This is a genomic window from Pseudodesulfovibrio cashew, from assembly GCF_009762795.1.
GTDB lineage: Bacteria > Desulfobacterota > Desulfovibrionia > Desulfovibrionales > Desulfovibrionaceae > Pseudodesulfovibrio > Pseudodesulfovibrio cashew.
Map to the genome: position 1 here is coordinate 3,476,439 of NZ_CP046400.1, position 23,723 is coordinate 3,500,161.

The 23,723-nt window shown below is 54.2% G+C and carries 22 protein-coding genes and 1 pseudogene; 8 read left to right on the forward strand and 15 right to left on the reverse strand.

Annotated elements, in window-relative coordinates; translation table 11 throughout:
- Positions 1–461: 461 nt before the first annotated feature.
- Positions 462–1,643, forward strand: a complete 1,182-nt coding sequence (locus tag GM415_RS15915) for an iron-containing alcohol dehydrogenase (protein ID WP_158949928.1) — start codon at positions 462–464, stop codon at positions 1,641–1,643.
- Positions 1,644–1,951: 308 nt separating this feature from the next.
- Here the strand turns inward: GM415_RS15915 and GM415_RS15920 are convergent, their stop codons facing one another.
- From GM415_RS15920 to GM415_RS15965, 10 genes and pseudogenes are all read right to left on the reverse strand, one after another.
- Complete coding sequence (locus GM415_RS15920; RefSeq protein WP_158949930.1) at positions 1,952–4,912, reverse strand: ATP-binding protein; 2,961 nt, start codon at positions 4,910–4,912, stop codon at positions 1,952–1,954.
- A 332-nt stretch (positions 4,913–5,244) separates the two neighbouring features.
- Complete coding sequence (locus GM415_RS15925) at positions 5,245–5,916, reverse strand: class I SAM-dependent methyltransferase (RefSeq protein ID WP_158949932.1); 672 nt, start codon at positions 5,914–5,916, stop codon at positions 5,245–5,247.
- A 653-nt stretch (positions 5,917–6,569) separates the two neighbouring features.
- Positions 6,570–7,934, reverse strand: a complete 1,365-nt coding sequence (locus GM415_RS15930) for an NAD-dependent succinate-semialdehyde dehydrogenase (RefSeq protein ID WP_158949934.1) — start codon at positions 7,932–7,934, stop codon at positions 6,570–6,572.
- A gap of 87 nt (positions 7,935–8,021) precedes the next feature.
- A complete protein-coding gene (locus tag GM415_RS15935) occupies positions 8,022–8,732 on the reverse strand; it encodes an ABC transporter ATP-binding protein (protein WP_158949936.1) in 711 nt (236 codons plus the stop codon).
- Positions 8,719–9,444, reverse strand: coding sequence for an ABC transporter ATP-binding protein (locus GM415_RS15940; protein ID WP_158949938.1), 726 nt, complete (start codon positions 9,442–9,444; stop codon positions 8,719–8,721). The genes GM415_RS15935 and GM415_RS15940 overlap by 14 nt, the downstream gene beginning before the upstream one ends.
- Positions 9,441–10,460 (reverse strand): branched-chain amino acid ABC transporter permease, encoded by a 1,020-nt coding sequence (locus GM415_RS15945; RefSeq protein ID WP_158949940.1) that lies wholly within the window; start codon positions 10,458–10,460, stop codon positions 9,441–9,443. Before GM415_RS15945 ends, GM415_RS15940 begins: the two co-directional genes overlap by 4 nt.
- 15 nt (positions 10,461–10,475) lie before the next feature.
- On the reverse strand, positions 10,476–11,369 hold the full coding sequence (locus GM415_RS15950) for a branched-chain amino acid ABC transporter permease (protein WP_158949942.1): 894 nt from the start codon (positions 11,367–11,369) through the stop codon (positions 10,476–10,478).
- 64 nt (positions 11,370–11,433) lie between these two features.
- A pseudogene (locus GM415_RS15955) lies at positions 11,434–12,662 on the reverse strand (ABC transporter substrate-binding protein).
- A 28-nt stretch (positions 12,663–12,690) separates the two neighbouring features.
- The gene (gene gabT / locus GM415_RS15960) at positions 12,691–13,992 is read right to left on the reverse strand and encodes a 4-aminobutyrate--2-oxoglutarate transaminase (protein ID WP_158949943.1); all 1,302 of its coding nucleotides are present in this window, start codon (positions 13,990–13,992) and stop codon (positions 12,691–12,693) included.
- 365 nt (positions 13,993–14,357) lie between these two features.
- Positions 14,358–16,118: a sigma 54-interacting transcriptional regulator gene (locus GM415_RS15965; protein WP_158949945.1), complete on the reverse strand. Its 1,761-nt coding sequence runs from the start codon at positions 16,116–16,118 to the stop codon at positions 14,358–14,360.
- Positions 16,119–16,179: 61 nt separating this feature from the next.
- On the opposite strand from GM415_RS15965, the gene GM415_RS15970 reads away from it, so the two are divergent.
- The 6 genes from GM415_RS15970 (at position 16,180) to GM415_RS15995 (ending at position 20,341) form a co-directional block, all read left to right on the forward strand.
- A complete protein-coding gene (locus GM415_RS15970; RefSeq protein WP_158949947.1) occupies positions 16,180–16,587 on the forward strand; it encodes a hypothetical protein in 408 nt (135 codons plus the stop codon).
- Positions 16,588–16,593: 6 nt separating this feature from the next.
- On the forward strand, positions 16,594–16,875 hold the full coding sequence (locus GM415_RS15975; protein ID WP_158949949.1) for a hypothetical protein: 282 nt from the start codon (positions 16,594–16,596) through the stop codon (positions 16,873–16,875).
- 340 nt (positions 16,876–17,215) lie between these two features.
- Positions 17,216–17,578, forward strand: coding sequence for a DUF4160 domain-containing protein (locus GM415_RS18265; RefSeq protein ID WP_158949951.1), 363 nt, complete (start codon positions 17,216–17,218; stop codon positions 17,576–17,578).
- Between the two features lie 136 nt (positions 17,579–17,714).
- Entirely contained in the window at positions 17,715–18,779 is a 1,065-nt protein-coding gene (locus GM415_RS15985) for a nucleoid-associated protein (protein ID WP_158949953.1), read from the forward strand.
- Between the two features lie 9 nt (positions 18,780–18,788).
- Positions 18,789–19,763, forward strand: a complete 975-nt coding sequence (locus GM415_RS15990) for a GTP pyrophosphokinase (RefSeq protein WP_158949955.1) — start codon at positions 18,789–18,791, stop codon at positions 19,761–19,763.
- 53 nt (positions 19,764–19,816) lie between these two features.
- Positions 19,817–20,341 carry a hypothetical protein gene (locus GM415_RS15995; protein WP_158949957.1) on the forward strand — a complete coding sequence of 175 codons (525 nt, stop codon included), beginning with the start codon at positions 19,817–19,819 and terminating at the stop codon, positions 20,339–20,341.
- 371 nt (positions 20,342–20,712) lie between these two features.
- On the opposite strand, the gene GM415_RS16000 is transcribed toward GM415_RS15995, so the two are convergent.
- Together GM415_RS16000 and GM415_RS16005 are read right to left on the reverse strand one after the other, a co-directional pair.
- Complete coding sequence (locus GM415_RS16000) at positions 20,713–21,033, reverse strand: HigA family addiction module antitoxin (RefSeq protein ID WP_158949959.1); 321 nt, start codon at positions 21,031–21,033, stop codon at positions 20,713–20,715.
- A gap of 10 nt (positions 21,034–21,043) precedes the next feature.
- Positions 21,044–21,322, reverse strand: a complete 279-nt coding sequence (locus tag GM415_RS16005; RefSeq protein WP_158949961.1) for a type II toxin-antitoxin system RelE/ParE family toxin — start codon at positions 21,320–21,322, stop codon at positions 21,044–21,046.
- Between the two features lie 292 nt (positions 21,323–21,614).
- On the opposite strand from GM415_RS16005, the gene GM415_RS16010 reads away from it, so the two are divergent.
- Positions 21,615–21,827: a hypothetical protein gene (locus GM415_RS16010; protein WP_158949963.1), complete on the forward strand. Its 213-nt coding sequence runs from the start codon at positions 21,615–21,617 to the stop codon at positions 21,825–21,827.
- 61 nt (positions 21,828–21,888) lie between these two features.
- Here GM415_RS16010 and GM415_RS16015 read toward each other — a convergent pair whose 3' ends face one another.
- The 3 genes from GM415_RS16015 to GM415_RS16025 form a co-directional block, all read right to left on the reverse strand.
- A complete protein-coding gene (locus GM415_RS16015; RefSeq protein ID WP_158949965.1) occupies positions 21,889–22,341 on the reverse strand; it encodes a hypothetical protein in 453 nt (150 codons plus the stop codon).
- Positions 22,342–22,413: 72 nt separating this feature from the next.
- Complete coding sequence (locus GM415_RS16020; protein ID WP_158949966.1) at positions 22,414–22,968, reverse strand: recombinase family protein; 555 nt, start codon at positions 22,966–22,968, stop codon at positions 22,414–22,416.
- Between the two features lie 186 nt (positions 22,969–23,154).
- Positions 23,155–23,673, reverse strand: a complete 519-nt coding sequence (locus tag GM415_RS16025) for a terminase small subunit (RefSeq protein WP_158949967.1) — start codon at positions 23,671–23,673, stop codon at positions 23,155–23,157.
- Between the last annotated feature and the right edge of the window lie 50 nt (positions 23,674–23,723).

Sequence of the window (23,723 nt, forward strand, 5' to 3'; positions counted from 1 at the left end):
TTTACCACCAGCGACTGCGTCCGCCCTGTCCGGCTAATTCCCCCTGTGAACGGCCTACCGGACAGGGCTGTTCTTTGCGGTGGCCATTGTGTCCAGATCAACGACATGTCCAGTGGACATGTTCAGTTTCTGGACATCCAAACGCTCTCTCCCCACTCCACCCCTATTCCTATATTTAATTGAAATATTGAAATAAAGTTCAATTTAAAAAAACAACAGCATTTTGGCCCGGCTCTTGCTCAATGGGAAACAACCGTTAACTGAATGTTACGCCATTGCAGTGTATCCCCTCAGGCCGATGGTTTTATGTTTCGCAGCAGTATCGAGGTAGGGGACGCACCACGGCAATGCCATTCAAGCAGGATACAGACTCCACGGTATGTCAATTGACATTTCATGCATCTGTATTGGCAATGTTGATCTGTTACTAGAACAACCCCAGTAAACCTTAGGAGGAAGTAATGGCAGTTCAGGAACAAGTTTACGGCTTTTTTATTCCCAGCATGACATTGATCGGCATCGGCGCATCAAAAGAGATCCCCGCGAAGATCAAGGATCTGGGCGGCACCAAGCCGCTGCTCGTCACCGACAAGGGCGTTGTTGCCGCTGGCATCTGCAAGCAGGTCACCGATCTGCTGGACGAGGCGTCCATGTCTTACGTGGTATACGACGAGACCGTTCCCAACCCCACCGACACAAATGTCCACGATGGAGTTGAGCTCTTCAAGAAAAATGGCTGCGACAGCCTGATCACCCTAGGCGGCGGTTCGTCTCATGACTGCGGCAAGGGTATCGCCCTGCTCGTTTCCAATGGCGGCAAGATCCACGACTACGAAGGCGTGGACAAGGCCACCAAGCCGCTGATGCCCTACCTTGCCGTCAACACCACGGCGGGCACGGCCTCGGAGATGACGCGTTTTGCGGTCATCACCGACACCTCCCGTCACGTGAAGATGGCCATCGCGGACTGGCGCGTCACCCCCGGCATCGCCATCGACGACCCGGTGCTCATGGTCGGCATGCCTCCGGCGCTGACCGCCGCCACTGGCATGGATGCCTTGACCCATGCCGTTGAGGCCTACGTCTCCACCATCGCCAACCCCATGACCAACGCCTGCGCCATTGAAGCCATCAAGCTGGTCTTCAAGTTCCTGCGCAAGGCCGTTGCCAACGGACAGGACCTGGTGGCCAGGGAAGGCATGTGCTTCGCTCAATATCTGGCTGGCATGGCCTTCAACAACGCGAGCTTGGGCTACGTGCACTCCATGGCGCACCAGCTCGGCGGCTTCTACAACCTGCCGCACGGCGAGTGCAACGCCCTGCTGCTGCCCCACGTGGAGCAGTTCAACCTGATCGCCAAGGTCGAGGAATTCGCTGAAATGGCGGAGATGATGGGTGAGAACACCGCAGGCATGTCGCCCCGCGACGCCGCTGAACTGGCCATCAAGGCCATCAAGCAGCTCTCGGAAGACGTCGGCATCCCGAGCACTCTGGTCGAACTCGGCAAGCGCTACGGCAAGGAAGTCAAGGCGGAGGACATCCCGACAATGACCTCCAACGCCCAATTGGACATCTGCCGGTTCACCAACCCGCGCACCGCCACTGACGCCGAAGTGGCCGCCATCTACAACAACGCAATGTAAACGCAACTAAAACGGCGGACTCCAGAGGCCAGCCCTCCGGAGTCCGCCGAATCCTTTTCCTGCTTCCCAACCGATAGTCCCTGCCTTCCTCTCTCCATGAGGAGAAATTCCCCACAGTCTGATAGCACCTATCAGAATAGCCCTCGCATGTAAGACCGAATGAAGCAGGCGAACCGAAAAGGCGTCCAGGCATTCCGACACAACGAAGCATGACCGGATGGCCCAGGAAAAACAAGAGGCACCGCAGGGCAAGTCATCAAAAGAGGTCAGACGCCGACCTGAAACCAATAGTCCAGCGGACGCCGCCGCTACTTCCCGGACTTCCAATTAAGCGGGATACAGAAGGCAAAGACGCTTCCCCCGCCGGGGTTGGGCTCGCACCAGATCCGACCGCCGTGATGCTCCACGATCTCCCGGGAAATGGGAAGGCCGAGACCGGTACCCTTAGGCTTATCTGTCAGAGTATCGCCAAGCTGTCTGAACTTGTCGAAAATGGCTTCGGCATCTTCCATGGAAACCCCGGAGCCCGTGTCGCAGACACGAACCACAACGTTATCTCCCTCGACGTGAGCCTTACAGACCACCCGCCCCTGCTCGGTAAATTTGGCGGCATTGGCGATCAGGTTTATGCAAACCTGCACCAGCCGATCGAAGTCTCCGACGATTTCCGGCACGTCGGGATCTATCTCACTTTCAAAAGCCACATTCTTCCCGTCAAACAGGACCGTTGTCGAGGCTATGCTGCGCTCCAGGACTTCCCGGAGTGAAATCGTGGCGAAATGCCATTCGAAATACCCCGCCTCCAGCTTCGCCAGGTCGAGCACGTTATTGATGAGTTCCGTCAGCCTGTCGCCTTCGGAGATGATGACGCTGGTATTCTCTTTCATCCGCTTCAGGAGCTTGTCCGGCATCTCTTCACGCGAAGCCTTTCCGATCAGGTCCGAGAGGTTCTTTCTCGTCAGTTTGGTGAAACCAATAATGGCGGTCAGCGGCGTGCGCAACTCATGGGAGACCATGGACAGGAAGTTCGACTTCATCTGGCTCAATTGTTCAGCCTTGTCCTTGGCGTCTTTCAGCGCCTCCAGGGCCATTTTACGCTCAGTAACATCCGTGGACATGCCCTCCATGTACCACTGGCCGTCAGTGTCCTCTACCCAGTAACAGGAGGTCTGAAGCGTTCTGACTTCACCGTCCCTGCGCCGCACGTCGTATTCGAAATTCCTGACCTTGCCCTCGCGATGCAACAGCTCGACCAATTCTTCCCTGCGCCTCGGATCGACATAGAGGTCTTCGCCAATGTGCCTGACGGAAGACATCATCTCTTCCTTTGACGAGAACCCGAACAACCTGACGAACGCGGGATTAACGTTGACGATCTCACCGTTGGCCCGGCTCCGATAGATACCCTCTGTAGAATTTTCGAAAAAGCCGCGGTACTTTGTCTCAGCCTGTCGGAGATCCTCGACGAGCTTCTGGATATTATCGGACATCTCATTGAACGTCTGGGCAAGCTGACCGATTTCATCGTTGGATGTGACGGCGAGGCGCTGCTCCATATCGCCGCTTTTGAACCGGCGTATCCCCTCGATCATCGAGGTAATTTTCCTGGTCAAAGTCGAGGCCATCCATATGGCAATCAGTATGACGATCGCGATCATGGCCAGGGTGGAGTAGGATATCTGTTCGGCAGTCAGCCGCAACGACCGCTTGAGGTTAGTCTGGGCGGCCTCGTTCTGGACCGCCATCTCTTTCTCATAGGTTGACGCCATGCTTCCGATCTTGTCGCCCGTTTCTGAAGCGGCCTTGTGGAATTCACGCACGTTGGCCCCGATGGTCACGAATCCGAAACCACGCGGGGTACTTCCGTATCTTCCGGTAAAATACGGAATTGCGGCGGCAGTGGTGAGCTTCCAGAGCCCACTCCAGAAAATGACGAACGAACCGGAGCCGCCGTCCTTGGTAAGGTTGTACCACCCCTGACATTGCGGCGCGAAATTGAGATAACGGCAGTCCAGACCGAGCATACCCTGGCGGGTCAACTCCCTGGATGGCTTCTTCTTGAGCGTCTGCTCCTGCATCACCGGCGCGCCCTTTACCCACTCCTCGAAAGACAGGCCGCTCTCGCGCAGGTCCTCGAACATGAGTTCCTCGAGCCAGGGTGTGGCGCGCTGCCCTGTTTCGGGATCATACCCGGCAATGAAGTAATCCCTGGGGTGGGAGATGTTGCGATCCTTATAATCCCAAATAAAGGCATAATTGCCGGACCCCGCATCGGAGATGGGCGAATACCGCTCTTCGGTCGGGACAAGGTGGTCGGAAAACTCCATGACGTGCGTATGGTCCAAGGCGAGGGTCACCCACCCCGTGACTTTTCCATTACGAACAACCGGCGTGGCCCAGCGGATAAGCCCACGGAACCGTTTGCCCACGGGATTTTCCTTGCCCGCATAGGCCGCCTCTTCCGGCTTGAAGGGAATCCCCCTCTCTTCCGCCCGCCGGCGCGTGTAGGCGCCAATGACCGGGCTTTTCAGATGGGGACCTATCACCTCCGAAACATATATCTCACCGGGCTTGAGCCGCTTAAGTTCGTCAAAATAGCGTTCGGCCTTGCAATAGGTATTGGCCGGATCTGAAATATTCTTCTTCTCGGGAGGCAGGAGGTCGGAGGTGGTGACCTTGATCTTCTCGTTGCCGTTAAGGTCAACAAAAGTCATTTCAAGATAAAGAGGCCGCTGAACGCTGATACCGTGGTCCTCGGGGGGACGGTAATGAAAATCTTTGGCGTTGTCCTCATTCTCCGCCGTCACCGCGGGAGAGTTCTCCCTCGGCCCTTCCGCCGGGACCCATGCATCCCCGGCTTCGTTCATCACCCAGGGCCTGTGCATAATCACCTTGCGCAGGTTGGGTGCGAGAAAGCGGCGATATTCGTCAGCACGGGCAGGCAGATTCGCGGCCACGCGGATGTCATTGTCCCGCGCATAGAGAAAGGCCGCCACTGCACGGGCCGTATCGGTCGTCAGACGCTCAATGTTGTCACGCGACTTGATGTCCAGAGCGCGAATGGAACTTGCAACGGCCAGATCGCTTACCTGCCCGATGACGCCCTGCGTCTGGGCCGACAGATGATCAATCTTTTCCCGGAGGCTTTCACCGAGTTCCATTATCCCGGTCCATGCAATCCACGACAGTGCCATGAGCGGCAGCACTTTAATCAGCACGAATATGGTAATCAGCTTGAAACGTATGCCGACCGACCTGCGAATCTTCATTCAATCTCCAAAACAACCATCTATTGAACCGACACCCACATCCGTAGACACAGCGGAGGGGAGCCGAGAAATAGCCGTTTTTTCCACTTCCCGGCAACCTCTAATTGCCCCTTCATTTTCTGTTACCCTTATCAGGCTACGCCAAAGGCCAGTAAATGATAAATACGTTTTTCCAATGGATAAGATACAATATCACTCAGCAGTTGGAAGCTGACACTCAGAATTTTGAACGACCCGAGGAACACAAAAAAGGCTCGTCTGAAACAGACAAGCCTTTGCAATCCGACAACGTGGTTACGGGCGAAAAACACGCCCACGACTTCGTAAAACGATCAAGAAAAAATCGACCGTGCCCGGAGAAACCCCACCACCGGCTCCTCCCATATTTTTCTGGCCTCGATAACCTCGAATCCCCTGGCCTGAAGGAGAGTCTCAAGTTGGGGCAACTTGAAGCTGTGCCACATGGCCTTCCCGCCGTATTTGACAATCCAGTTCAACAAGGAGGCATTATCCGTAACGCTTGAATCGCCATAGCAATAGGTAATGAGCAGGAGTTCGCCGCCGGGCTTGAGCACACGATTCATCTCCATGAGCGCCATCTCCGGCTGATCCATCGTCTGCAGTGCGTTGACGCTCATCACGGTATCAAAGCTGTGGCTTTCAAAGGGCAGATCGCATGCATCGGCCTCAAGGAAAAAAGCGTTACCAGGCTCGGTTTCCGACTTCCGCTCCGCGATCTCGACCATCTCGGGCGTCAGATCCACGCCCCATACCTCATGGCAGTACTGCGAAAGACGAATGCTCAGACTTCCCGGTCCGCAACCCACATCAAGCAGCCTGAGAGCCGGGTCCATGTGTTGCGAAAGGACGCTCCAATTAATTTCGTACTGATCCTGGAATTCATTGGCGATCCAGTCGTCATAGCCTTCAGCCGTCGTCTTCCAGAGACTTTCATCCGGCTCTTCCCAGCCGTCACCATATGCATCGAGTTTATAGGAAGTCATTATCTTTTCCGACAGTTGCCATGCGGAGGCAGCGTTCACCGTCCATGTCGTCCACCCGCAAGAGTGCATTGAGAGCGCCATTGCAGGTCAGGCATGGGACCAGCTTAAATCTAGTTGCAGCCTCGAAGGTAAAGCCCTCTTCCCGTATCCCCGGGACAAGAGAACGCAATCGTTGCCTTCGAAAGCTTCGGAGGTACGCTTTCAAGAAGGCAGAGGTCAAGCGGTTTCTATTTTCCACTGATGTAAAATAATTCCACTACGGATTATCACGACATACAATCGGCAGGCAACATATCTTATGATATACAGCACGAAAAGTATCAAAGGATCAAATCAACACACAATCTCACCAGATCAGCAACGCTACTATACCTTCAAAGTGTATTTTACATTCTTCAAAAACAACAAGAACGAATTTCCGCCCAGCATCAGCGCGCTACGGAGTCAAACAGACAAGCTTCCAAACGCCACCTCTCACGGAGACTTGACGACCTGACGCCACCCTTTTCCTCAGCTGGCCAAAAAAAGTCGAGCATGCCGTCATGACGCTCAAAAAGACATCCCCCGGCACACAGAGAGTGTGCCGGGGTGTGGAGGAGCAAGGCTGAAAACCCGCCCGAAGCTCTGTATCGAGAGCGTCAGGAAAGCCTGGATCAGCCTATGCAAATAGATTTGATATTGGTGAATTCCCTGATGCCGTAGGAGCCCAACTCCCTGCCGTAGCCGGAATTACCCACGCCGCCGAAAGGCAGGTGAACGTCGCTGCGCACCAGACTGTTGATGAAAACGCACCCCGTGCGGACACGGGTGGCCATAAGCGCGGCTTTTGCCTCGTCCGCGGACCAGATGGATCCTCCCAGGCCAAAGGGAGTGTCATTGGCCAGCGCGATGGCCTCATCCTCGGACGAGACCTTGAAGACGAGCGCCACCGGGCCGAACAGCTCTTCCCGGCAGACTCCGGCCTCGGTCGGCACGTCGGTGATGATGGTCGGCGGATAGTAGCAACCTGTCCCGCTGGGGATGGCCCCGCCGAGCACAGCCTTGCCCCCGGCCTCGATGCACCGGTCCACCTGTCCCTGCAACTCCTCGCGGAGGGGAGCCGAGGACATCGGGCCCATGTCCGTGCCTTCGGCCAGGGGATCGCCCATGACCAGAGCGGACATGGACGCCTTGAGGCGGGTGACGAATTCATCATACACCGCATCAAGGACAATGAACCGCTTGGCCGCGATGCATGTCTGGCCAGTATTGCCGCAACGGGAGAGGGTTGCGGTCTTCACCGCTTCGTCCAGGTCGGCGTCGGGCAGGACGATGAAGGGATCGCTGCCTCCCAATTCCATGACCGATTTCTTCAGCCGAGCCCCGGCAGCCGATGCCACCTTCATGCCCGCGTGTTCGCTGCCGGTCAGACTGACCGCGAAGACCGAGGGCGCATCCAGTACGGCCTCGACCTGGCGCGCCCCAATGAGCAATGTACGGAAGATGTTTTCGGGAAAGCCCGCTTCCTTGAAGATCTCTTCTATGGCCAGTGCGCACTGGGGCACGTTGGAGGCATGCTTGAGCACCACGGCGTTGCCTGCCATCAGGGAGGGAGCCGCAATGCGGAAAACCTGCCAAAAGGGGAAGTTCCAGGGCATGACCGTCAGCAGTGTTCCCAAGGGCTCAAAGCGGACATACGCCGAGCGTCCGACGCCTTCGATGGGCATGGGAGCGAGCAAAGCCTCCCCTTCCTGCGCGTAGTAGTCGCAGACCGCCGCGCATTTGACCACTTCCCCCCTCCCCTGGCGGACGGGTTTCCCCATCTCCAGGGCCATGATCTCCGCCAGGGCGGACTGCTTTTCGCGAAGTATTTCGGCGGCACGCTGCAGCCGAGACGCCCTTTCGGCATATGTCGTTTCACGCCAGGACATCCATGCACTGGCGGTATCAGCAAGAATGCCTGCGGTCTGTTCAGGGGTGTATTCCTCAAAAGTGGAAAGCACTTCTCCGGTGGCCGGATTCATGCTCTGGATTGCCATGTTTAGCTCCTTTTATAATAATTGAACCAGGTTGAAGTCCCGCAAACGGCAGCCGCCGTGCATCCCCCGTTCGGAGGGCAGTCAGGACTATATTCCCAGGTAAGCCTCTTTCACATAGGGGTCCACCAATAGTTCACTGGCCGCGCCCTGCATGGCTATCCTGCCGTGCTCCAACACGTACCCGCGTTCCGAAAGGTTAAGGGAGTGGTTCACATCCTGCTCCACAAGAAGGACCGTCAGCCCCTTGTCGGCGATCTGCCGAATGGTTTGGAAAATTTCCTTGATCAACACCGGGGCCAACCCCAGGGAGGGTTCGTCGAGCATGAGCATTTTCGGCTTGGCCATGAGCCCCCGGCCGATGGCGACCATCTGCTGCTCCCCGCCGGAGAGGGTCATGGCCAGTTGGCTTTCCCGCTCTTTGAGCCTGGGAAACATGGCGTAGACCTCCTCCAGTGTTTTCCGGCGTTCCGCAAAGGCAGCCTTGTTGTGCGCTCCGGCCATGAGATTGTCACGCACGGTCATCAGGGTGAACAGACGCCGCCCCTCCGGCACCTGGACCAGCCCGGCGTTGACGGCCCCCTCGGGAGGCAGGGTGTGAAGGGCCTGCCCCGCGAATTCGACAGTCCCCGACGAAGCCGACATCAACCCGGAGACGGTCTTCAGCAGCGTGGACTTGCCGGCGCCGTTGCCGCCGATGATCGACACGACCTCGCCTTCCTCGACCGCGATGGACAGATCGTACAGGACCTGAACATCGCCGTAAGATACGTTGATATCCTTTACATCAAGCAGCGGCATAGTCCTCTCCCAGATAAGCCTTGATTACGTTTTCATCATTGGCGACCACTTCCGGCACGCCCTGGCAGATTTTCTTGCCGAACTGGATAACCACGATCTCGTCGGAAAGGGCCATGATGGCGCGCATGATGTGCTCAATGACGAAGATGGTCATGCCGCTTTCCTTGAGCGAACGGATGATCTCTATGACCTCGTCCACTTCGGTGGGACGGAGCCCCGCCATGACCTCGTCCAGCAGGAGCAGCTTGGGGTCCGTGGCCAGCGCCTTGGCTATTTCCAGCCGTTTGCGGTCGGCGATGGTCATGGCTCCAGGCTTGAGTTCCTTCTTGTCACCCATGCCGAGCATGTCGAGGACTTCCGCGCTCTTCTCCTCGGCCTCGTTGCGCTTGCTTGTCGTGGCGAACGCACCGACCATCACGTTTTCCAGGGCGGTCAGGGCATTGAAGGGCTTCACGATCTGGAACGTCCGGCCCATCCCCTTTTTGCAAAGGTCCCAGGGCGACTGCCCGGTGATGTCCTCTCCGTCGAAGACTATGGAGCCGTTGGTGGGAGGGAACACCCCTGCCACGCAGTTGAAGGCCGTGGACTTGCCCGCGCCGTTGGGGCCGATGAGCCCGAGGATTTCTCCCCGGCCGATGGACAGATCCAGGCTGTCCACGGCGGTCAGGCCGCCGAACTGTTTGGTCATGTCTTTGATTTCGAGCAGACTCATGCCTCAGCCTCCTTTCCTTCAGCCGTAAAGCGGGCGGTGACGCGGTCGAACAGCCTGAGCAAAGGCTCGGTCAGTCCGCGCGGTTGATACAGCATGACGACGATCAGAACGACGCCGAGAATGATCAGGTGCAATCCCGGGAGGGAATCCGAGAAGTAGACCCGGCTGAACTCACTGACCGGCCGGAGCAGTAGCGCGCCGATGACGGGCCCGGCAATGGAGCCGCGTCCGCCGATCAGGGCGATAAAGGCCAACTCGAAGGACATGTCCAGGGTCAGCACGCTCTTGGGGTAGATGAACAGAGTCATCTGCGCCAGGAAGGTACCCGCCAGGGCCGTCAGGAAAGCCGAGAGGGAGTTGGCTGCGACCTTGTAGGACGCAATGTTCGCGCCTAGGGCCTGGGCCGCTTCCGGCTCCTCGCCGCCCGCCTTGAGGTAGTACCCGAACTTGGAGTTGGCGATGTAGTAGGTCAGGGCCAGCACCAGAACCAGCATGATCAGGGCGATGTAGTAATAGGGCTCCTTGGACGAGAACTGGAAGGCCCAGAACCCTGACTGGTCCGCAGAAAGGGGCGGGATGTTCAGCCCGCGCGGCCCGTTGAGCTTGAAGGGGCCGAGCATGTCGATATTCTCGACCATTACCCGAACGCCTTCCACAAAGGCCATGGTGGACAGCGCGAAGTAGGCGCCTCGCATCTTCAATGTGGGTTTGCCGATCAGGTAACCGACCACAGCCGCCAGCAGACCGCCAACGATCATGCCGATCCATGGGCTGATCGAGTACTGCAGCCAAAGAACCGTGGAGGTATACGCCCCAATGCCCACGAACACGGCGTGCCCCAGGGGCAGAACCCCGGCAAAGCCGCCCACCAGGTTCCATGAGGTCGTCATATAGGCGAAAAGGAAAAGCATGATCAGGATATGCAGATAGGTCGGGCTGCTGATCACCAACGGCAGCGCGAACGCCGCCACGAGAAGGCCGGCCAGACAGTTTCGCTTTAATTCGTATTGTGTCATTTTTCGCTCGTTTTTTTACCAGTCGTGCTTCTGGCCGAAAAGTCCCGACGGCTTCACAAAGAGCACGAGCAGGAAAAGGCCGTAGACAATGGCTTCAGTCCACGTTGAGGTCATGAAGTTAGGTCCCACGGATTCGACCAATCCGACAATGACGCCGCCCACGAGCGCCCCCCAGATGGAGCCCAACCCGCCGAGGACCACGATGACGAAGGACTTGACGTCAAACGGGATGCCCACGGAGGGGTAGACGTTGTAGAACGGGGTCAGCACCGCACCGGATATACCGGCAATGGCCGTCCCGATGCCCATGGCGATATTGAAAATTTTCCATTGGTCGATGCCCATCAGGCTGGCCGCTCCCCGGTCGAGGCTGGTTGCCCGAATGGCCCTCCCCATGCGGGTCTTCTGAAGGAACCAGAAGAGAGCCCCGGCAGTGGCTACGGAGGCAATGGCCCCGTAGAGCTTGGGCACGGATATGAATATCTCACCGTAGCTGAGCATCTGCCCCTTGAGCGGATTGGGGGCCAGGGCGCGGTAGTCGGGGCCGAAGACGAGCAGAGCCAGGTTATCCAGCACGTACCACATGCCCGTGGTCACCACGATAACCGTGGTCGGCTCCCGGACGTCGCGCTCCGCGATGAAGATCGGCCGAATAAGCAGCTTCTGGGTCCAGTAGCCGAACAGGAACATGGCCGGGATAACGATGACCAAAGCCAGATAGGGGTGCAGCCCGGTCAGGCAGACGGCCCAATAGGCCACGAACATGCCGACCATGATGAATGACCCGTGGGCGAAGTTGATGACTTTCAACACACCGAAGATCAGGGTCAGGCCCAGCGCGACCAGGCCGTAGATGAGGCCCATGAGGATGCCGTTGATGCAGTCCTGGGCAAAGAAAACCAAGTCCATGAAAGACTCCCGGGAGTTGGGGGACAGGGGCTTGCGCCCCCGTCCCCGTCATGATGCGTTGAGCTTACTTCTTGGGCATGGGGAAGACAGGAGTGTATCCGGCGCGGCGGGCGTTCTTGGGCCACACGGTAATACGCTCCAGGCCGTTGCCAACGTCGTTGATCTGGACGACGGACAGGGCCGCGTTCTTGTTCTGGCCGGACTCGTCGAACTGCACGGACTCGTACGTGGCGATCATGCCGCGCCCGGAGTTGTAGTCGGTCTCGGACAGGGCCTTGCGGATGGCGTCGGGTTCCAGGGAACCGGCACGCTCCAGGGCGTCTGCCAGGACGTACATGGCCACATAGGCGTCAACGGCCTCACCGGTGAGGTTGTTGCCGTACGTGGCCTTGTACTTGGCGTTGACCTCCTGGGCGCCGGGCTTGTTCACGTCGGCCTCCCATTCCACGATGTCGAAGATGTACTTGGCATTGTCGCCGCAACCGGACAGGAAGGTCGGGTCGGCATGGCCGCCGCCGGAACCGATGATCACCTTGGGGCTGACCTTGTAGTCGGCCAGAGTGTTGGTCAGCAGGATTGCGTCGGCGGCGTTGGAAACGAGCATGAGCACGTCGGGACGGGCGCGGCGGATCTTGTTCACAACCGGGGTCAGATCGGTTGCGGAAGAAGGATACGGCTCGTCCAGAACCACCTTGTATCCGTTCTGCTCAGCCAGGACCTTCCACTGGGCGTCGAAGCCAGTGCCCCAGTCGCCGTTTTCATAAACGAACGCCACGGTCTTGAGCTCTTCGCCGAACTCCTTCTTCATGTCGTCGAGGAAGGCGAACTGATCACGGGTCCACCAGGAGTCCTTGGCCGCGATGCGGAAGACGTTCTTGAAGCCGCGCTCGGTGATGGTGTCACGCACGGACACGGGCACGATGTAGGGAACGCCGTAGCGCTCGCCACAGCTGTGGAGGGATAGGTGACGCCGGAGTTCCAGGCGCCGGTGAGGACATTGACCTTTTCCGTGTTGATCAGGCGCTCGGCCTCGGTCACGCCGACGTTGGGATCGGACTTGGAGTCAGCAAAGAGCAACTCAAGCTTTGCGCCACCGAGGGATTTGATGCCGCCTGCGGCATTGATCTCCTCAATGGCCATTTCGCGCGCCTGCTTGCCTTGCATACCGACCGAGGCGGAAGGTCCGGACAGGGGCAGGATGTTACCGACCTTGACGATCGTTTCAGCTACGGCCAGGGACGGAAGCAGCAGGCTCATGGCGAGCCCGAGCACCAGCAGGTAAACCCGTTTCATTTCTCTCTCTCCTTGAATAAACGGTTAGTTACTGGGAAATGGAAGCAAGCCCCTCGTCCATGATGGACAGAGCCTTCTCCAGTTGTTCCTCGGTGATGACCAGCGGCATCAGGGTACGGATGACGTTCCCGAAGTTGCCGCAGGAAAGCAGGATGAGCCCCTTGTCCAGACAGTAGGAGACAAGCTCCTTGGCCTTGGCCGGGGCGGGTTCCTTGGTCTTGGGGTCGAGAACCAGTTCAAGGGCCAGCATGGGTCCCTTGCCCCGGACCTCGCCGATGATGGCGTGTCGCTCCTGCAGTTCCTTGAAACGGTTGACAAGCTTGTCTCCGAGTTCGGCTCCCTTCTGAATGAGGTTGTCTTCCTCGAGGGCCGCGATGGCGGCCAGCGCCGCAGACGCGCAGACCGGATTTCCACCGTAGGTTCCGCCAAGGCCGCCCACGTGCGGGGCATCCATGATGTCGGCCCGACCGGCCACTGCGGAGATGGGCATGCCTCCTCCCATGGACTTGGCCATGACCGTGAGATCGGGCACCACGCCCCAATGCTCCATGGCGAGCATCCGGCCGGTACGACCGAAACCGGACTGCACCTCGTCGGCGATGAACAGGATGTCGTTTTCACGGCAGATATTCTGGATCTTAGGGAAGTATTCCTTGGGCGGCGCAATGAATCCGCCCTCACCCATGACGGGTTCCGCGATGACGCAGGCCAGGTTCTCGGCGGCCGCCCTGCCGATGAACGATTTGCTCAGCAGGTCCGCGCAGCCGATGTCGCAGGTAGGATATTCCCGACCAAGGGGACAGCGATAGCAATAGGCGGGAGGGATTCGATAAATCTCGGGAGCGTAAGGACCGAAGCCGAGCTTGTACGGCTTGATCTTGCTGGTGAGGGACATGGTCAGCAGAGTACGGCCGTGGAAGGCATTCTCGAAAACCATGACGCCTTGTTTGCCGGTGGCATGCCGGGCGATCTTGATGGCGTTCTCCACCGCCTCGGCGCCACTGTTGAAGAGGGCCGCCCGCTTCTCGAAATCACCCGGGGCGATCTCGATCAGCTTCTCGCACAAGGCGATGTACTCCTCATACATAGCCACGTGAAAACAGGTATGGAGAATATTGTCCGCCTGCTTCTTGATGGCTTCCACGACCCTGGGGTTGTTGTGCCCGACGTTGACCACGCCGATGCCTCCCGCAAAGTCGATATATTCCTTGCCGTCGACATCAGTAATGATTGCGCCTTCGGCCTTGACGGCTACGACCGTTCCCGTGGAAACACCCTTGGCAACAGCCTTTGCCCGTCTGTTCAATAAATCCTGCTTAACTTGGCTCATGGAGAATTCTCCTGATTGATTATGGTTGCTAACCTCTTTGTATAAAATCGGTAGAGCCTATTAAGCACACGTTGTTCCTTATTGAGTATTCATCATTATTTCAGCATGTTAAAAAAACCATCAGCTAAAAAAACACAATTTCGATTCAAAAATGAATCAAAAAGGCCTGATATTTTCGATGTATTGCGATTCACTTTTGAATCATTAGAAGAAAATCGTGGGAAGAAAGAGTGGTTTCATTCAAGAAAGAAAATTGCAGCGACAAGATGAAATATAAAAACTGCTATCATCCAAGCTGGTTATTTAAATTTTACATTCTTTTTTGACACTGCTCCTGAGAAAAACCATTTCGATTCACAAACGAATCACTCCGAAAGGCTATTGGACCGAGGCGGTGAAATACCGTGTTTTTTTAATTTTCGCACAATCGTGGGCTGACTCACCCCGAGCAGGGACGCCATTTCCCGTGTCCCGGAACAGGTCGCTCGCGCCTTCGTCAACATCTTCCTTTCCACCGCATCCACTGCTTCAATCAGAGTTTCCCGGCTCTGGCTTTCTTCCAGCGAGGTGTCCGACTGGAGCAGTTCAATGATGAAGTCGTCGATGACCTCGCCGTTGGCCATGACCACCGCCTTTCGCAACAGTCCCTTGAGTTCACGAACGTTGCCCGGAAAATCATACTGCTGCAGCCGGTCGAGCAGCTTCGAGGTGATTCGCTTGTTGGTTTCGTATTTCTTGTTGCACTCCCTGAGAATGAGCGTGACCAACTCGAAGAGATCCTCGGGACGCATCCTCAATGGAGGAATGGAAACGGAAAAGGTATTCAACCTGTAGAGCAGATCCTTGCGGAACCGTTTGGCCTGGACCATGGCATCCAGGTCTCTGTTGGTAGCGGCTATGATATTGCAGCGAAGCAGTTTGGGCTTCCCCGCACCGAGCGGCAGGTATTCTCTTTCATCCAGACATTTGAGCAACTTGGCCTGACTGGCCGGGGCAAGCTCCCCCACCTCGTCGAGAAACAGCGTGCCCTCTCCGGCCAATTCGATGAGCCCGATTCGCCCCGCTTCCACCGCACCTGTGAAAGCGCCCTTTTCATACCCGAAGAGCTCCGCCTCAAAGAGGGATTCCGGGAGGGCTGCACAGTTTACCGAAATAAAGGGTTTCTGCTTGTAGGGACCGCTCTTGTGGATGAATCGAGCCAACAGCCCCTTGCCGGTCCCGGAGTCGCCGAGGAGCAGTATGGTGGTGGACTCCAGCTTGGAGAGCCGCAGACAGGTGGTCAAGACCTCGCGCATGGACTTTGACTCCGCCACCACCCCTCCATGCTCGAATTCAAGCATGGTCAAACCGTCCAGCTCTTCCTGGACCTTTGCCTGGGCTCGCCGGGCTTCTTCCAGGTTCTCTCGCAACTCGTTGAGGTCGGTGATATCCCGTTCATTGAGCACCACGAGAAAAAGCTCTCCCTTGTCGTCGAAGGCCGGAGTACCGGTGACCAGCAGTTGCTTCCCGGTACTCTGAATATACTGAATGATGGTGCGCTGGCGCTTGCTCCGCATGACGTGCAAGGTCACCGCATCGTCGACGATTCCCTTGTCCAGGAGGTCCCGTACGTTGGTTCCGATGAGGGATTCCCGGTCAATGGCGTTGAGCCGCTCGGAAGCCTTGTTGATGTCCAGAATGACGCCGTTGCCGTCGGTGACCCAGATGCCGTCGCTGGAGGCCTGGAATATGGTTTGGAGCTGGCGGGCCATATTCTGGTAGGTCTCCAGGTTGCAAGCGAGCTCCTCGTAGCGCTCGGGGCGTTGCAGGCTGACCACGGAACCGGCCAGCTTGTTGTCGATCATCAGCGGGGTAATCTCGTAAAACAGCTCCTTGCCCTTGGCTACGATGCGCCCTTCCCCTTTTTGGAAATCCGGTCCGGCCATGGCCTCGCGCGCCTTGGGCGTGGCCAGGGGCAGCAGGCTGTCGCTCGGATGGCCGATATAATCGGCAACGGCTCTTCCTCGGGACTGCAGGAAGCGCGTTGCGCTCTTATTGAGGTACAGAACGTGGCAGTTCAGGTCGAGGGCGACCAGGGCGTAGCTGACCGCGTCAAGTATGGAGGGGAGATCCGCACATGATTTCATGGGGTCTCATAGCAACATTGCCTGTCAAAGTGAATTACCGGCTTCCCCCGAAAAGACATATATGAAACGAAACACCACAATTACCCTATCCGCCTATGTCGCAAACGACAATATTGGACAAAACGAGGCACTTGCTCTCACTTCCATCAATACGATACACAGGCTCACGACATCAGGGCTTTCCCCCGATGATAGTCCGGCAAGAATAGACGGAGGTCTTCTCATGGCCCTTTTTCGAAACAAAAAGAACGGTAATCTCTATTTCACCCTGGGCACGGTAACCAATGCCACCAATGCGCAGGACGACCAGGAAATGATCCTGTACCAACCGGTGGAAAGCCAACGGCTGTTCTGTCGCGAGGAAACAGAATTTAACCAAAAATTCGAACGCGTAAAATCCGATGAAATCGTGAAGCTACTCGGCCCGATCCAACAGAAATCAACAGAACAGGATACTCCCGAGAGATAACGAAATATGAGCAACTCAACTGAACCCAAAGTAGATAGGGCGGCGGCAGAAAAGGCCATGCGCCACATAAGCCACTATGGCGGCCAAAATGCAAACTGGTATGTGGGGATCGAGGAGGAAGGCTCTGACCGGGACACCTCCGGCAACCGCCATGCAGCCCGTTACAAGATGGCTTCCGGAGACCACGCCAAGCTCACCATGTCCTGGTTGCTGGAAATGGGTCTCAAGGCTGACGACGAATACGGGGCGGACCCGATAGTCCTGTTTATCTACACGAAGAAGTCCTGAGACAATAAACGGAGAACACGTTAGCGAAATTGCTCAAAAGGCAAGCAGCATCTCATACGAAACTTAGACAATGGATAATGGTGGAACTTAGTCGGAGAGACCTCCGTTGAGCAAAAGAAAGGGCTCACCTCTTTCGAGATAAGCCTTTGAAATAACTGGCGGAGAGGGAGGAATCAGAAAAGTATTTTTTTATCTCTATATTTTAAATAGATAGAAAATAGAGTTTTATTTTTACACCATTTTTTATACCATATTCTTAAATCTACCCCACCTAAATGTTCACAAAGCCTACGCGTCGTGATACTTGATATTCTATATAAAAATGGGAGGTAGATCACAAATGGCAAATTCGACAGACTTAGAGCTTTCACTCAAAAAATATCTGGACTCCTTCCTGACTCGCCCCTCTAGGCCTCCGCGACAAAGAAACACAGACTTTATTGTCCTGGGCAAAAACTCAGGGTTCGTTTCCGGGGCCAAAGTGGAGATTCGGATTAATGAACACGCCCCACCTCATTTTCATGTAACCATAAACAAAGATTCAGCGTCGTATGCTATTAAAGACTGCGCTTTGCTATCAGGTGGGCTACCCCAAAAAACGCAAAAGCGACTTAAACAGTGGTACCAAAATGACGGGCGTGAAAAACTAATCGCAGATTGGAACGGTTCCCGACCTTCCGACTGCACTGTGGGTAAAATCTAGATGTATTTGGATCACCCCCCCCACCCCAAATTGACACATGAACAATTGAACAATACTATCCTACGCCGAAAGCTGTATTTTTTTCACTCTGCATAGCAGCCACGCCAACTGTTGATTCATAAGGAGACTAGATTCCATGGAGTGCTACAATCTAAGACTGACACGAATGGTTGTCCACGAAGTCAAACAGCGTACCCCCGACGGCTTAGTGCCTCCGAACTTGGGCGACACCCTTGAAAAACTGGACAGAGCCGCTGACACAACCTTTCGGAATCGTGTCACCGAAGCATTTGGAGCTGGAGGGAAAAGTGTCGAAATGGCGTGCACCAACACCGGCTCAGGATCGGCTTTTGAACTCACTGGAAAGCTGCTGGCATCTTCAAATAGTGAATTCATAAAAATATCCGAAGAAGCAGCCACCAAATTGACAGACGCTCAAACTCGCACCCAAATCCCAGGTGGGTTGCTGATTGTCTTTAGCGGTACGGTACAAAATCCGGGGCGTCCTTTTATTGGCTACCTCAAAGCGGAACCACAGGACGGTTTCCATCGCACAACGAAAGATGGTCGAGAAAAGTTAGAATTCTTAAAAAAATTATTCCTTACCCGCGAATCGAAAGTTTACAAGATAGGCATGTTCGTTGAAATGCCATCCAAGAATGGGAGTGACCCGGAATACGAATATTTTCTGTACGACAAAAATATTACCAAAAAGCAGACCTCCCAAGCAGCGGCATATTTTTACCAAGGCTTTCTCGGCCTTTCCCATCTTAAGAAAGTGGCAAAGTTAACTCATGACTTCGTGGTTAGGACTAGGCAGTTCATTTCTAGGTTGCCACTACCAGAAGAAAAGAAATTTGATTTGCGCTCAGCCTTAATTTCGTATGTAAAAACAAGCCAAAATGCCACAATCTGTCCATCAGAATTCGCCAACGACTATTTCGTAGATGAAGATACGAGGGATAATTATGAGGCTTTTTGTCAAAAACACGAAATACCTGTTACAGCATTCGCCAAGGACCTTTCGGAATGCAAGAAGCTTTTTGAAAAGCGAACCATCCACTTCCGTAAAGGCTTAACGTTGTCAGGACCGGCTGAGACCTTCGGAGATGTTGTTGAGGTCGAGCCTTACACGCCAGAAGGCAGTGATGAGAATTGGACCAGGATTACGGTCAAGGCAGACATGAAAAGCGGCAACTAGGCGGACACGATGGGCGAAAAAGAGCTACTGGAACTATGGGAGCGGGAGCAGCCCTTGTATGAAGCTTGGGGCAACACAGTCAGAGACACCGTGTGTACTGGACTTCAAGAATCTTCCTTGGATTTGAGCAAGTTTATCAAGATCCCGGCCACCCCACGAACCAAAGACCCGGAAAGTCTCCGCACCAAAGCTTTTTACCGCGAAAAACCATACCAAAACCCATATAAGGAAATCACGGACAAAGTGGGCGTCCGCTTCGTGGTCCTCAACACCCTCGCGGTAGATGTTGTAAACGAGATTATCAGCGGTATTCCTGGGTGGGATGTCCAAATTGATCGTGATTTTGAACAGGAAAGAATTGAGCGCCCCGAGGTGTTTGGCTATCAATCTGAACATTTCCTCGTTTCACCGAGTAGCCCAATAGAAATTGGCCCACATAGTGTCCCAGTGGACACGACTTGCGAAATACAGGTAAGATCGTTAACGCAACACGCTTGGGCCGAGACCATGCACTCTTGGGTATACAAGCAAAAGACCTTGGAAGCCTCACCCGAAGTCAAACGCAAATGTGCCCAGGCCGTCGCCTTGACTGAATTGTTGGATCAAATTTATTGCGAAGTAGAGCAGGAGATGGGAGCAGCCTCGAAGAAATTAGATGAGCAAATTCTAAACCTTGCTCACCTCTACGAAACCACTGTCGGCATAAGCCCAACGGACAGCGCCTTGAATACGTATCTGCTTGATGCGTATGCAGAAGCGCCAGACGTGTCTATGCGCGACTTGGTTGATTTCTTCGATGCAAATGGGTTTCTTGCCCAAACAATTCGAGACCACGCCAAGGACGACGTCCTCTACCGCCAACCCGCCATCCTGTTCATTTATTATCAGGCATCTAGACGACGCCAAAAAACCGCAAAACTGTGGCCTTTTACCAAAGAAGCTTGTTCCAAGATTTACATGGACCTTGGCCTTGCTACGCCATAAGCCTGCCTCTCCAGACCCAATTACCTTCCGTTTGCCAAGACCAAGAAATCTTCATGATTCAAGATTTGCGACAAATGAATGAGCCGGATTTAAAGGCTCTACTTGAAACCCATTTGGCCCAATTCTTTAAGATTATCCCAGAAGTCGAAGGACGTTTTCTAGTAGATAATACCCCTGTAATAGTGGACTATCTACTATACCCATCCGAGGCACTAATAACTCAAGGCTTTGATGCCCGATGGGTAGGCGTCGAAGTTAAATCGCCAATCCAGAAAAAGAAAAGCAAACTCTCTCGCGTCGCATGGCAGAGTATCACCTACGCTCAATCAGAATTTGGTGACTATGGGAGGCCAATGTTTGTACTAACATTCCCTTCTGTTGAATACTTCGTACCACCCGAGGAACGGCTAGCGATTTACCACATGCTCCCGCTTTTGCAGCACGCAAATGTCGGGGCTCTCCATATCAAAGAAGATTATTGGAAAATGACCTTTGGGCACCAACTCTACTTTAACTCCAGAAAAGGCAAAGGGCGTGTCAAAAACCTTGGGTTGAAAAGGAATTGTGGGAATTTCTAGCAAAAACATCACAACACGACAGAGAAAAAACATGAAAAAAATCGACAGCTACCACTACCACTAAGCCCTGGACCGGCCCCACATGATTAGCTGCAGCTTTCACGAACACATCGTAGAACATAAGGCCGTGCAAGCATCGGAGGAATTGAAGGCCAAAGCAGATGAAATTGCGGAAGCTCTAGGAGATGTAAACTCCCCCATTTTAGGGCCAGCTAGTAGTAGAGACTTCCCGCCGATTTTGGGTGAGAGCCCAGAGGGCAGAGGGTACCCTTCTGGCCGGACCAACAGAGCGGCATAACTCGTAAACATGTCCACCTTAAAATCGTCGCTCAGTGGTCCGAAGAACCGAGATCACTTCTTGGAGAGGTCGCTTATCGTAACTCCTTGCCTATATCCTGCAATCCCGGCAAAGGCTCCACATTTTCAAGGCCGGGGGTATCCCGCTCAGCCTCCCACAAATCGCGCTTACGCTGGAGATTAAGCCAAAGATCGGGAGTGGTGTCGAAAGCCTTTGCCAACCGAAGAGCGAGACCGGAAGTGACGCTGGCACGTTCGTGGAGCACTTGGGAAAGATGCTTGCGGCTAATACCCAAATGTGCCGCTAGAGCCGTGACGGTCAAAGACAGCGGCTCCATATAGTCCTGGCGAATAATTGCACCCGGATGGGTCGGCTTGCGGATCATAGTTCCCATGATATGCCTCCTAATGATAGTCTAGATAGTTCACAACGTAGGCGTTGCCATTCTCCATTCGGAATGTCATGCGCCAATTACCGGACACCTTCACAGACCAATGCCCTGCCAGCTTTCCTTTCAGGGGGTGAAGATCATAACCGGGAGCGTTCATATCACGAACCTCGACCGCTGCGTCCAATCGGTCAAGCATCCTGCCAAGCCGGTCAGCATGTTTAGACTGAATGCCCTTGGAACTCCCGGTTCTGAAAAAGACCTCAAGCCCCTTATGCAAAAAGCTCTTAATCATTTTGTAACCTCACAGGTAACATATGTCAACCGGCTAATTGCCCTGCCCTTCTTCATATCGCCCCAGGAACGGCCAGCGATTTACCACACGCCCCTACTATTGTAACAGACGAACGTGGAAGCCATCCATATCAAAAAGAATTTTAGGGAAACAACCATTTTGTACTAGCTTTACTTTGCCCGCAGAAGATGCAAATGGTGTGTAACAACTCTTAATATCGAGATGAATTGTGGCACATTTTTAGCCAAAAAAGCTTTAATATCCAAAACCACAAATTATGCGGAGAGAAGCTATGGTAAAACTTGACACATACCATTACCACGAAGCCCTAGACAGGACAGATATGATTAGCCGCATCTTCCACGAACACATTGTTGAGCATACGGCGGTAAAAGCCACACCTGAATTGAAGGCAAAAGCAGAAGAAATTGCGGATGCTCTAGGGGCGTTATACCAAATGTGCGGGAATGCAGCCTGTGAATTTGACGAAGCGCAAGACAAGTAACCCCTATATATCAACATTAAATCAAAAGGGCGGCCATATGGCCGCCCTTTCTTTTTCGCCGCTATTCTGCCTCTTGGCTCTGAATCGCTTCCTCTACATACCGCTTTAGCATTTCCCGATCCTTACCGCCCATGCCGTACAACATGGCAATTTTTCGCCAGGCTTCCGGCTGTTCGCAATATGCGTTAAGGACATCCTTAAATTCATTCTCAGAAAGTGGCATCTCGGACAGTTCCCGTTCTCCATCTTCCCTCCTTTCCTCACGACTTGCTGCCGATTCTACATCATCCATATGGAAAGCCACACCCCGCACATTACTGGCTAACAAAGCCAAAATACGGGCCGGGCCATATTCGGAATCCGTGTCGAACTTTTCAGCCAGAAACGTCAGCCCTCCAGCGATATCAAAAAGCTCTCCGATAGGATCATACGACTCAGAGTCCCGCGACACATTTAAACGAACGTCTTGAGGATTGAAGTATCCAGAATGACCAGTTAATCTTGCATCAGCCATGAGGCACCTCCTACGGGGTGGTTGTTTATGGTTAGGCTCGGCGTTGGTGTAGCAGCACCATGCCGAGCCAATTTATCTTTTAAGCGCGGCGTAGAGAGTTTGGCGACTCACGCCATATTCTACGGCCAAAGCTGCTTTCTTTTCTCCCTCGGCCAGACGCGACCGAATTTCACGTATCTGCGCTTGACTCAACGCCCGCTTACGGCCTTTGTATTTTCCTACGGTCTTTGCTTTGGCGATTCCTTCGGCCTGTCGCTCGCGCAGCAAATTTCGCTCAAACTCTGCGAAAGCCCCCATCATTTGCAGCATAAGCTTGGACATGGAATCATCCTGACCAGAGAATGTCAGATTTTCACGGTGGAAGCGCACCGTCACACCTTTGGCCGTCAAAGTATCCAAGAGGTCCTGACAGTCACGTAGATTGCGGCAGAGCCGATCTATAGAGTGAATATGGAGGGTATCCCCGTCACGGATGAAGTCCAGACACTCTCGCAAGGCTGGACGCTTGGTGTCCTTCGCACTGGCCTTGTCTGTAAAAGTTCGGTCAAACTCCATTCCATCAAGCTGACGGGCAGTGTTTTGCTCCAAGGTGCTTACACGGATATACGCAATGTTCTGGCCTGGCATGTTCAACCTCCGTTTTGACCATTTGTCAAAATAGACTTTAGACTTCAATTGACATAATGTAAAGAAATAATATTTACAACTCTAAATTGACGCCATCTACTGGAGGTTAAGCCGTAAATTTAGGGTATACCCTAAATCAACCATGCCAACTGCCGACAATATTCAAGACTTCCCCATATTGCTGAGTTAGTCGTTAGAATCATCGTCCCACCCTTCCAGCAAATCCGAGTCAGCCAAGGCGTGCAAAGCAAGTTCAATTTCGTCACGTAATATTTCTTTGATCGTGTTTTCATCTTCGGCAGCCAACACACGAAGGGCAACCCGACCAGGAATAGAGAGCATACCCTGCCGCACTGTGGTAAAGGCGTGGTCCAAAGCGGACTCTACTTCATCCACCGGAACGATTTCGTCAGCCTTGCGGGCCGTTTCTATCTCTTCCCCCCTAACCCTAGCCTCCAACAAACGGCGTTTCAATTGAGCCTCGGTTTCATCGCCATGGAGCACACCGGTTGCTTTCCGTATGGCCCGGTCACGATCCCAGGCCACACACTCCGCGAGGTCAAATTTCCATGATCGGCCACGGCTACCTTTTTGAACAAAAGGCATCCCCTCACGAACACGTGCTAAAATCGTTTTTTCATCAAGTCTAAGAGTTGAGGCCAAAGACTTCCTATCTACAATCTGCATTTCCCGTTCTGATCCCATTCTAGTTTTTCCTTTAATTCGATAGGTTAAGAAAGTTTTCCACAGACTCC